The following is a 10,079-nucleotide window of genomic DNA, read 5'->3' on the forward strand; positions in this document are numbered from 1 at the left end:
GTGGACCGTCAGACGTACGCGCCGCCCGAGCAGACGAGCACGTGACCGCTGACGTGGTTGGACTCCGGGAGGCACAGCAGGTAGACCGACCCGGCCGCCTCCTCCACGGTTCCGGCCCGCCCGAGCGGGGCGGCTTCCAGCACGGCCGCCAACGCGTCGGGCGGTGCGCCGATCGTCATCTCGTGCTCGCCGATCCGCGCGGTCGCGCCGCGCGGGGCGGTCAGGCGGGTCTCGATCACGCCGAACGCGACGGCGTTGACGTTGACGCGGTAGCGACCCCACTCGCGCGCGAGCGTCTTGGTCAGGCCGATCACGCCGGCCTTCGCCGCGGAGTAGCTGATCTGGCCGGCGATCCCGCCGTAGGCGCCGATCGACGAGATGTTGACGACCTTGCGGAAGTTCTCGATCCCCTCGGCCTGCTCGGCCTTCGACAGGGCGCGGATGTGGACGGCGGCCGCGCGCAGCACGCGGAAGGAGGCCGTCAGGTGCACGTCGACCATCGTCTCCCACTGCTCGTCGGTCATCTTCTGGATCGACGAGTCCCACGTGAAGCCGGCGTTGTTGACGACGATGTCGAGGCCGCCGAAGGCCTCCATCGCGGCGCCCGTGAAGCGCTCGCCGAAGCCCTCCTCGCGCACGTCGCCGGGCACGGCGAGCGCCCTGCCGCCGACGGCCTCGACCGCCGCGACCGTGCTCTGCGCGTGCTCGGCCTCGAGGTCGTTGACGACGACGCGGGCGCCGGCGCTCGCGAGCTTGACGGCGACGGCTCTGCCGATGCCGCGCCCGGAGCCGGTGACGACGGCGACCTTGCCGGCCAGCGGCAGCGCCGGGTCGGGCGCCGCGGGGGTCGCGATCCGCAGCTCGGGGCTCATCGGACCGCCTCCGCGCCGGAGCCGGCGCGTCGTGCCAGGCAGCGCTCGCGGATCGCCGAGCGGCGCACCTTGCCGGCGTCGTCGCGCAGGCGCTCGTCGGCCCGCTCCCAGGTCGCGGGGACCTTGTAGCGGCTGATGCGCGCGGCGGCGAAGGCGGTCAGCTCCTCGTCCGAGACGCCCGGCTCGGCGCGCACCACCGCGTGCACGACCTGGCCGAGGTCGTCGTCGGGCAGCCCGACGACGACGGCCTCGTGCACGCCGGGATGCTGCTCGATCGCGGCCTCGACCTCGGCCGGATAGACGTTGCTGCCGCCGCGCACGATCATGTCGACGCGGCGCTCGGCGATGTAGACGTAGCCGTCGGCGTCGATCGAGCCGAGGTCGCCGAGCGTCTCCCAGCCGTCGTCGATCCTCCTCGCCTCCGCGCCCAGGTAGCGGTAGGCCGGGGCCGCCGAGCGCATGTAGATCTCGCCGACCTCGCCGGGCGGGAGCTCGCGGCCGTCCTCGCCCAGGATCCGCATCTCGCCGACGACCACGCGGCCGACCGAGCCGCGGTGCGTGCGCCACTCCGTGCCGTTGATCATCGTGTTCGCGTGTCCCTCGGTCGAGCCGTACAGCTCCCACACGACCTCGTCGCCGAGCCAGTCCAACCACGCCTCCTTCAGCCACGCCGGGCAGGCCGCGGCGGTGTGCAGGACGACCCTCAGCGAGCGCAGGTCGAACGCGTCGCGCTCGACCGCCGGGAGTCTCCAGATCCGATTCATCATCGTTGGCACGACGTACAGGTAGGAGGCGCCGTGGCGCTCCACCTGCGCGAGCGTTCTCGCCGCGTCGAAGCGGCTGCTGACGATCACGTGGTTGCGCCGCATCAGCCCGATCAGCGCGAACGTGAACGGCGCGTTGTGGTGCAGCGGGCCGGGGACCACGACCGCCTCGCCGATCGGCAGGCGCGTCGTGCGCCCGACCTCCGCCGACTCGGCGTCGAGCTCGCCCGGGCGGGTGGCGACGATCACCTTCGGCCGGCCGGTGCTGCCGCCGGAGGTCGGCGCCTTCCAGGAGGGCGAGCGGGTCGTCAGGAAGCGCTCGGGCACGTCGACCTCGGCGCTCGCGAGCGCGTCGACGCGCAGCGTCGGGAGGTCGAGCTCGACCGCGGACTCCGCCAGCACGAGCGCCGGCCGCGCGACCGCGAGCACGGCGTCGCGCTCGGGCCCGGGAAGTCGCACCGACAGCGGCTGGGGCGTCGCGCCGACCATCATCGTCGCGAGCGTTCCGGTGACGAAGTCGCGCGAGTTGCCGAGCAGCAGGCTGACCAGCGCGCCCGGCTCGACGCCGTGTCGCTCGAGCTCGTGCGCGAGCTGCGCCGAGCGGTTCCACAGCTCGCGCCAGCTGAAGGTCTCCTCGTCGACCGTCAGCGCCGGCCCGTCGGGGGTCGCCGCGGCGGCCGCAGCCACCGCGCCCTGCATCGTCGTCAGGCCCATCGCTCCCTCTGTCTCTCTCTCGTCGGCGCCGTGCGCCGTCCTGCTCAGATCCGTCGGATCAGCGTCCCGGTGCCGAGACCGCCGGCACAGCACATCGTCACCACGCCGAGCTCGCGATCGGCGCGCTCGAGCTCGTGCACGAGCGTCGTCACGAGCCGCGCGCCGGACGCGCCGAGCGGGTGGCCGAGCGCCATCGCGCCGCCGTTGACGTTGGTGCGGTCGAGCTCTGCGCCGACCTCCGCCAGCCACCCGCCGACGACGGGCGCGAACGCCTCGTTGACCTCGAACAGGTCGACGTCGCCGACCGCCAGCCCGTTGCGCTCCAGCAGGCGCCTCGTCGCGGGGATCGGGCCGGTCAGCATCGTGACCGGGTCGACCCCGACGATCACGTGGTCGACGACGATCGCGCGCGGCGTCAGGCCGAGCCGTTCGGCCTGCCTGCGCGACGCCAGCAGCACGGCGGCCGCACCGTCGGAGATCTGCGACGAGTTGCCGGCCGTGATGCGGCCGTCCGCGCGGAAGGCCGCCGGCAGCTGCGCCAGCCGCTCGGCCGTCGTGTCGCGGCGGATGCCCTGGTCGGCGTCGACGACGCCGTCGGGCGTCGCGACCGGCACGAGCTCGCGCGCGAAGCGGCCCTCGTCGGCGGCGCGCGCGGCGAGGCGGTGCGAGCGCAGGGCGAGCGCGTCGAGCTCTGCGCGCGTCAGCCCCCACAGGTCGGTGACGGCCTCCGCGGCCAGTCCCTGTCCGGCCAGCTCGTAGCGCTCCAGCAGCGCGGGCGGGAGCGGCGTGCCGAGATCGGCCGCGGCGGCGGCCTGCCAGCCGGCGTCGATCGGGATCCGGCTCATCTGCTCGACGCCCGCGGCCAGCACCACGTCGTGGGCGCCCGAGGCGATCAACGACGCGGCGGCGCCGACCGCCTGCTGGGAGGAGCCGCACTGCGCGTCGAGCGTCTGCGCCGCCGTCTCGACCGGCAGGCCGGCCTGCAGCCAGGCGTTGCGGGCCGTGTTCATCATCTGCTCGCCGACCTGGTTGACGCAGCCGGCGACGGCGAGGTCGACCGCCTGCGGCGCGATCCCCGCCCGCTCGACGGCGGCCGTCATCGCCGCGCCCAGCAGCTCGTTGGGGTGGACGTCGCGCAGCGCGCCGCGCTCTGGATGGCCGCGGCCGATCGGGGTACGCGCCGCCGCGACGATCACGACCTCCTCGCCGTGCAGGCTCATGCGGCGGGCTCCTGTCCTCCGGGGGTCATGACACGGCGATGCTAGCGAACAGGTGCATACGACGTCAACGACCGTTAACCTAGCTCTCGGGCAGTGACGAACTAGCGCCGCTTCCGCGCGGCGACCGAAGTAGGGTGGACGACATGGCCGAGCAGGCGAACAGCGCGCAGCAGGGAGAGATCGCCGTCGCCGACGACACTCGCAGAACGGTGCGGCGCCGCGGCAGACGACGCGAGATCCTGCTCGCAGAGGCGGCGCGGCTCTTCTACGAGCGCGGCTACGGCAGCGTCGGGATCGACGAGATCGGCGACGCCGCGGGCATCTCGGGCCCGGCGGTCTACAAGCACTTCCCGAGCAAGCAGGCGATCCTCGCGGCCGTGATCGAGCAGGCGCTCGAGCGCGTGCGCGAGCACATCGACGAGGCGCTCGCCGAGCCGCGACCGCCGCAGGAGCAGCTGGCCGCCTTCCTGCGCTCGCAGGTCGAGGCGGCCTTCCACGTGCGCCACGTGATCCCGCTCGGCAGAGCGGACTTCGCGCACCTCGACCCGCCCGACCAGCAGCGACTGAGGCGCGAGATGCGGCTGATCCTGCAGGAGTGGAGCCACCTGATCGTCGAGACGCGGCCGGAGCTGAGCGAGGCCGAGGCGCGTGCGCTCGCGCTCGGCGCGCAGGGCCTGATCCACTTCATGATCCGGATGGGCGACAGCCTCGACCGCGAGCGCCTGGCCCAACGGGCGTTCGAGGCCGCGCACGGCGCGCTGCAACCGCTCTGAGGCCGGGGAGGCCCCAAGCGGGCGCCTTGCCCGCCTGGTTAGCATCCGTTAGCTTTTGCCCGCCAATCGCAGGTGAGAGGAAAGACCGTGCCATCGATGCCGATGCCCGCCGCGCTGGCGGCGGCCGCTGACGCCGGCCCCGAGCTGCCGGCCGTGACCGTCGACGAGACGACCTGGACGCGCACGCAGCTGCTGCGCCGCTGCGCCGCCGTCGCGCAGGCGCTCCAGGACGCGGGCGTCGGACAGGACGACTACGTCTCGATCGTGTTGCCCAACGAGCACGACTACGTCGCCGCGACCTTCGGCGCGCTGATGCTGGGCGCGACGCCGCAGCCGCTGTCGGCGCGGATCGCCGCCGGCGAGCTGGCCGCGATCCTCGAGCTGACCGGCCCCGCGGCGATCGTCGTCGCGCCCGGCGCGACCGTCCCGGTCGACGGGCCCGCGGTCGTGTCGCTCGACGCCGTCGGCGAGCCGCCGGAGCCGATCCCGGCCGCCTTCCTGGAGGCGGTCGCGACCGCCTGGAAGGCGCCGACCTCGGGCGGCAGCACCGGCCGCCCGAAGGTGATCGTCAGCACCGCGCCGGCGACCGTCGACCCCGACGACCCGGGCCTCGGGCGGATCCTGCGCCTGCCGACCGACGACTGCGTCGTCGTGCCGGGGCCGCTCGACCACAACGCTCCGTTCGGGTTCGTCGCCAACGCGCTGCTGCGCCGCAACCACGTCGTCCTCAGCAGCCGCTTCGACCCCGTGCGCACGCTCGCGCAGATCGAGCGCCACAGCGCCTCCTACGTGCTGCTGGTGCCGACGATGATGAGCCGCATCATGGCGCTCGACCCCGCGGAGCGCGCCCGCTTCGACGTCAGCTCGCTCGCGACCGTGATGCACGCGGCGGCGCCCTGTCCGCCCGAGGTCAAGCGCGCGTGGATGGACTGGGTCGGCGACGCCACCGTGCTCGAGCACTACGGCGGCACCGAGGGTCAGGCGCTGACGACGATCGACGGCGCCGAGTGGCGCCGTCGCCCCGGCTCGGTCGGCCGCACGGTGCTCGGCGAGATCGCGATCCTCGACGAGGACGGCGCACCGGCGGCTCCGGGCGTCGTCGGCGAGGTCTTCATGCGGCCCGGTCCCGACGCCCCGCCGACCTACCGCTACCTCGGCGCCGAGGCGCGCCGAGGCGCCGACGGCTGGGAGTCGATCGGCGACCTCGGCCACGTCGACGAGGAGGGCTACCTGTTCCTCGCCGACCGCCGCCAGGACCTGATCCTGCGCGGCGGCGCCAACATCTACCCCGCCGAGGTCGAGCACGCCCTCGAAGCCCACCCGCTCGTCCAGGAGGCGGTCGCGATCGGCCTGCCCGATCCCGACCTCGGCCAGGTCGTGCACGCGCTCGTGCGCACCGACGCCGAGCTGACGAGCGCGCAGCTCGACGAGCACCTGCGCGACCGGCTGTCGCGCTACAAGGTGCCGTCGAGCTACGAGCTCGTGCGCGAGCCGCTGCGCGACGAGAGCGGAAAGGTCCGCCGCGCCGCGCTGCGGGCCGCCGCCGTCAGCCGCGCACGCCCGTGACGAAGCCCCTCAGCACGTAGCGCTGCATCAGCACGTAGACGATCAGCACCGGCGCCATCGCGATCACGATGCTGGCGAAGATCAGGTTCCAGTCGGTCACGTTCTGGCCGACGAAGGAGTAGATCGCCACCGGCAGCGTGACGTTGTCGGTCCCGTTGACGAAGACCAGCGGGATGAAGAAGTCCTTCCACACCGCCAGCCCGCAGAGGATCGCGACGGTGCCGGTGATCGGCCGCATCAGCGGCAGCACGATCTGCACGAAGGCGCGCACGTGCGAGGCGCCGTCGACCTCCGCGGCCTCCTCGTAGTCGCGCGGGAGCGCGCGGAAGAAGGTCGCGTAGAGGAACACGGCCAGCGGCATCAGCACGCCGACGTAGACGAGCACGAGCGACAGGCGCGTGCCGCTGAGCCCGAGTCTGCCGACGAAGACGAACAGCGGCACGAGCCCGAGCTGCATCGGCAGGATGATCCCCACCACGAACAGCGCGAAGATCCAGTTCGACAGGCGCGACGTGCGCCGCGCGATCGCGTAGCCGGCGGGGGCCGCCAGCGCGATCAGCACGGCGACGACGACGACCGTCGTGAAGACGCTGTTGAAGAGCGCCGTCGAGAACGGCACGCCGGTCGCGCCGCCGCTGCTCCACGCTCTCGTGTAGTTCTCGAAGGTCGGGTTGGTCGGCAGCCCGAACGGCGAGGCCGTCGCGTCCTGCTTGGTCTTGAGCGACAGCACGATCAGCACGTACAGCGGCGCGAGCACGATCGCGCCGACGACCCAGAAGCTCAGCTCGCGCATCGCGGTCAGCTTCGTGTAGCGGTTCATCCGCTCATCCCTCCTGTCGGCGCATCGCGCGCATCTGCACGAACGACAGCGTCCCGACGGCGACCGCCAGGGTCAGCGCCATCGCGGCGCTGTAGCCGAATCTGCCGTTGACGAGCGCCTGCTCGTAGACCTGCGTCGCGATCGTCTCGGTCGCGGTGCCAGGTCCGCCGCCGGTGAGCGCGATCACCTGGTCGAAGACCATCAGACCCGCGATCAGCGAGAGGCTCACGTTGATCGTCAGCGCCGGCAGCAGCAGCGGGCGCGTGATGTCGACGAAGCGCCGCCAGGTGCCGGCGCCGTCGATCTCGGCGGCCTCGTAGAGCTCGGCCTGGATCGACTGCAGGCCCGCGAGGTAGATCACCATGCTCCAACCGGAGAACTGCCACACCATCGTGACGAGCACCGCGGCCGTCGCGGTCGCCGGCTTGCCCAGCCAGGGCTGCGCGAGCGTGCCGAGGCCGATCGCCTCCAGCCCTCTGTTGAGCGGGCCCTCGGGGTCGAGGATGAACTTCCAGACGTAGGCGACCGCCAGCGGGCTGACGACCACCGGCGCGAAGAACAGCGCCCGCAGCACGTGTCTCGTCTTGAGCGCGCCGTGCAGGCCGACGGCCAGTCCGAGGCCGACGACGTTGACCGCCACGACGTAGAGCACGCACAGCACGAGCGTGTGCCGCAGCGCGCCGAGCCCTTCGGCCTCGCCGAAGATCCGGGAGAAGTTGTCGAGGCCGACGAAGCTCGGCGACTCCAGGCCGTTCCAGTCCGTGAACGCGTACCCCGCGCCCAGCAACGTGGGCGCGAGGTAGAACGCGGCGTACAGCAGGAGCGCCGGCGCGACGAACAGCCACGGGACGCGTGCGCGGCGCATCGTCAGTCCGACGACCAGGCCGAGTCCATGCTCTTCAGGATCGCTCTCGGGTCGCCCTGCCCGCTGAGCATCCCCTGCATGCCGGTGCGCATCGCGGCGGAGACCTCAGGGCTCGGCCACAGCGAGTCGGGGAAGGGCACGACGCGCTCCTCCTCGAGCAGCGGCTGCACCTGGCTCGCGTACGGCGGCAGCTGCGGCGGCCCGCCGTCACCGGTCACCGCCGGCAGCGGCCCGGCGTTCTCCGGCTCGGCGGCGAAGTCGACGAAGCGCTTGGCCAGCTCGACCTGCTTCGCTCTCGCCGGCACGGAGAAGCCGAGCACCGCGCCGCCCGGCACGCGCGTCTGGTCGGCGCTGCCGCCGGGCATCGGCGCGAGCCCGAATCTCGCTCTCGGGTTGAGCGCCTCCATCGCGGGCACGCGGTCGATCAGGCCGATCCCCATGTAGGACTTGCCGGTCGCGAGCCGCTGGTCGGCGGCGTCGACCGAGACGGCCGCCGGGTCGTCGCCGAAGCAGCCGGTCTCGTCCATCTCCTTCAGCTGCTCGAGCGCCTGCAGCCAGCCGGGCGACTCGGAGAAGGTGACCTCGCCGTCGAGCCGCCGCTGCGCGAAGTCCGGTTCGTCGGACATGGTCGCGGCGACCTGCGTGAAGATCAGGTTCTGGATGTTGTAGTCGACGAGGCCGCCGAGCGCGATCAGCGTCTTGCCGCTCGCCCGCACGTCTCTGCAGAGGGTCAGCAGCTCGTCGTAGCTGGTCGGCAGCCTGACCCCGTCGGCCTCCATCGCCGTTCTGTTGTAGACGGCGCCGATGATCGTGTAGACGCCCGGCAGCGTGAAGACCCTGCCGTCGAAGCCGAGCGTCTCTCTGAGGCTCTCCGGCAGCGTTCTCGCCCACGGCGAGTCGCTGAGGTCGGCGAGCGCGTTGGCTCTCGCCAGCGGCAGCGTCGACGTCGAGCTGCCGTAGCCGATCGCGTTCTGGATCACGTCCGGCGGCTGGCCGCCGCTGATCTGCACCCGCAGCGTCGGGTCGTACTGCTCATACGAGGTCATCGTGACTCTGACCTTCGTGCCGGGGTTGGCGCTCTCGAATCTGCGCGCCAGCACGTTGAGCGGATTGTCGGGGCCCTTGGGGCCGAGCACGGGGGCCGCGACTCTGAGCGTCCCGCCGCCGTCGCCGCCGCTGCCTCCGTCGTCGCTCGATCCGCACGCGCCGAGCGCGAGCGCGACCGTCGCCGCCGCGCCGAGCGCGAGCAGCCTCCTCACACCTCTCGTCATCACTCCACTCCTCTGAACGTCAGTGAACCTGTGTGGTGCCGCGCGACTCCATCCGGCTCCCGTCGGACAGGTCGAAGTACGTGAGCGACGCGGGCGACAGCGCCAGCGTCGCGGTGCTGCCGACCGGCGCCGGGAACCCGGCGCCGACGCGGGCGCAGAAGAGGCTGCGCCCGTCGGGCGTCAGCGACGTCGCGCCCTGATCCGGCTCGAAGGTGACGGCGCGGATCGCCGCGGCGTCGCCGGCCTCGCACGCGACCGGCAGGAACAGCAGGGTCTCGTGGCCGAGCTCCTCGCGCACCGCCACCTCGACCTCCACGCGCACCGCGTCGGCGGGCGCGAAGCGCGGGTCCTGCAGCGCGTCGGGCCGCAGCCCGACGAGCACGCGCTCCTGGTCTCGCACCGGGGGCCGCAGCCCCTCGGGAAGCGGCACGCGGAAGCCGGCGAACGCGAGCTCGCCGCCGTCCAGCGCGCCGATCGCGAAGTTCATCGCCGGCGAGCCGATGAAGGCCGCCACGAAGGCGTTGACCGGTCTCGCGTAGAGCGTCTGGGGCGTGTCGAACTGCTGCAGCACGCCGGCGCGCAGGACGGCCGCGCGCTGGCCCAGCGTCATCGCCTCGACCTGGTCGTGCGTGACGTAGACGGTCGTGACCCCGAGCCGCTGGTGGAGCCGGTCGAGCTCGGCGCGCATCGAGACGCGCAGCTTCGCGTCGAGGTTGGAGAGCGGCTCGTCCATCAGGTAGACCTGCGGTCTGCGCGCGATCGCACGGCCCATCGCGACGCGCTGGCGCTGGCCGCCCGAAAGCGTCGCCGGCCGACGGTCGAGCAGCTGCTCGAGGCCGAGCATGCGCGCGACCTCCTCGACGCGCGCGGCGACCTCCTGCTTCCTCATCCCGCGGACCTTGAGGCCGTAGCCCATGTTGGCGCGCACGGTCATGTGCGGGTAGAGGGCGTAGTTCTGGAAGACCATCGCGATGTCGCGCTCGCGCGCGGAGATCCCGGTCACGTCGCGGCCGGCGATCTCGACGCTGCCCGACGTCGGCTGCTCGAGGCCGGCGATCAGCCGCAGCAGCGTCGACTTGCCGCAGCCGGACGGGCCGACGAGCACGACGAACTCGCCGCTCTCGATCTCCAGGTCGAGCCGGTCGACGGCCGGGACGCCGGGCGTGTACTCCTTGACGATCTCGCGCAGCACGATCGACTCCATGCCGCCTGCT

At 72.7% G+C, this 10,079-nt stretch carries 9 protein-coding genes; 2 read left to right on the forward strand and 7 right to left on the reverse strand.

Annotated features, from left to right (window positions below):
• Positions 1 to 8: 8 nt before the first annotated feature.
• The 3 genes from BDZ31_RS00440 to BDZ31_RS00450 are packed head-to-tail and all read right to left on the reverse strand — an operon-like array spanning position 9 to position 3,570.
• Complete coding sequence (locus BDZ31_RS00440) at positions 9 to 872, reverse strand: SDR family NAD(P)-dependent oxidoreductase (protein WP_183337915.1); 864 nt, start codon at positions 870 to 872, stop codon at positions 9 to 11.
• Positions 869 to 2,350, reverse strand: a complete 1,482-nt coding sequence (locus tag BDZ31_RS00445; RefSeq protein ID WP_183337917.1) for an AMP-binding protein — start codon at positions 2,348 to 2,350, stop codon at positions 869 to 871. The genes BDZ31_RS00440 and BDZ31_RS00445 overlap by 4 nt, the downstream gene beginning before the upstream one ends.
• 44 nt (positions 2,351 to 2,394) lie before the next feature.
• Complete coding sequence (locus tag BDZ31_RS00450) at positions 2,395 to 3,570, reverse strand: thiolase family protein (RefSeq protein WP_183337919.1); 1,176 nt, start codon at positions 3,568 to 3,570, stop codon at positions 2,395 to 2,397.
• Positions 3,571 to 3,713: 143 nt separating this feature from the next.
• Between BDZ31_RS00450 and BDZ31_RS00455 the strand changes: the two genes are divergently transcribed.
• Positions 3,714 to 4,343 carry a TetR/AcrR family transcriptional regulator gene (locus BDZ31_RS00455; RefSeq protein WP_183337921.1) on the forward strand — a complete coding sequence of 210 codons (630 nt, stop codon included), beginning with the start codon at positions 3,714 to 3,716 and terminating at the stop codon, positions 4,341 to 4,343.
• Positions 4,344 to 4,439: 96 nt separating this feature from the next.
• Positions 4,440 to 5,909, forward strand: coding sequence for an AMP-binding protein (locus BDZ31_RS00460; RefSeq protein ID WP_183337923.1), 1,470 nt, complete (start codon positions 4,440 to 4,442; stop codon positions 5,907 to 5,909).
• On the opposite strand, the gene BDZ31_RS00465 is transcribed toward BDZ31_RS00460, so the two are convergent.
• Genes BDZ31_RS00465 through BDZ31_RS00480 form a run of 4 tightly spaced genes read right to left on the reverse strand, consistent with a single transcriptional unit; the run spans position 5,890 to position 10,069 of the window.
• The gene (locus BDZ31_RS00465; RefSeq protein WP_183337925.1) at positions 5,890 to 6,729 is read right to left on the reverse strand and encodes a carbohydrate ABC transporter permease; all 840 of its coding nucleotides are present in this window, start codon (positions 6,727 to 6,729) and stop codon (positions 5,890 to 5,892) included. The genes BDZ31_RS00460 and BDZ31_RS00465 overlap by 20 nt on opposite strands.
• A 4-nt stretch (positions 6,730 to 6,733) precedes the next feature.
• A complete protein-coding gene (locus BDZ31_RS00470; protein WP_183337927.1) occupies positions 6,734 to 7,594 on the reverse strand; it encodes a carbohydrate ABC transporter permease in 861 nt (286 codons plus the stop codon).
• Positions 7,595 to 7,596: 2 nt separating this feature from the next.
• Positions 7,597 to 8,865, reverse strand: a complete 1,269-nt coding sequence (locus BDZ31_RS00475; RefSeq protein WP_183337929.1) for an ABC transporter substrate-binding protein — start codon at positions 8,863 to 8,865, stop codon at positions 7,597 to 7,599.
• Positions 8,866 to 8,884: 19 nt separating this feature from the next.
• On the reverse strand, positions 8,885 to 10,069 hold the full coding sequence (locus tag BDZ31_RS00480) for an ABC transporter ATP-binding protein (RefSeq protein ID WP_183337931.1): 1,185 nt from the start codon (positions 10,067 to 10,069) through the stop codon (positions 8,885 to 8,887).
• Between the last annotated feature and the right edge of the window lie 10 nt (positions 10,070 to 10,079).

It is taken from the genome of Conexibacter arvalis (assembly GCF_014199525.1).
Lineage (GTDB): Bacteria > Actinomycetota > Thermoleophilia > Solirubrobacterales > Solirubrobacteraceae > Conexibacter > Conexibacter arvalis.

Excerpts from the sequence above, each read along its gene's own strand:
- BDZ31_RS00440 (WP_183337915.1), bottom strand. The coding sequence starts at position 872 with ATGAGCCCCGAGCTGCGGATCGCGACCCCCGCGGCGCCCGACCCGGCG.
- BDZ31_RS00445 (WP_183337917.1), bottom strand. The coding sequence starts at position 2,350 with ATGGGCCTGACGACGATGCAGGGCGCGGTGGCTGCGGCCGCCGCGGCG.
- BDZ31_RS00450 (WP_183337919.1), bottom strand. The coding sequence starts at position 3,570 with ATGAGCCTGCACGGCGAGGAGGTCGTGATCGTCGCGGCGGCGCGTACC.
- BDZ31_RS00455 (WP_183337921.1), top strand. The coding sequence starts at position 3,714 with ATGGCCGAGCAGGCGAACAGCGCGCAGCAGGGAGAGATCGCCGTCGCC.
- BDZ31_RS00460 (WP_183337923.1), top strand. The coding sequence starts at position 4,440 with ATGCCGATGCCCGCCGCGCTGGCGGCGGCCGCTGACGCCGGCCCCGAG.
- BDZ31_RS00465 (WP_183337925.1), bottom strand. The coding sequence starts at position 6,729 with ATGAACCGCTACACGAAGCTGACCGCGATGCGCGAGCTGAGCTTCTGG.
- BDZ31_RS00470 (WP_183337927.1), bottom strand. The coding sequence starts at position 7,594 with ATGCGCCGCGCACGCGTCCCGTGGCTGTTCGTCGCGCCGGCGCTCCTG.
- BDZ31_RS00475 (WP_183337929.1), bottom strand. The coding sequence starts at position 8,865 with ATGACGAGAGGTGTGAGGAGGCTGCTCGCGCTCGGCGCGGCGGCGACG.
- BDZ31_RS00480 (WP_183337931.1), bottom strand. The coding sequence starts at position 10,069 with ATGGAGTCGATCGTGCTGCGCGAGATCGTCAAGGAGTACACGCCCGGC.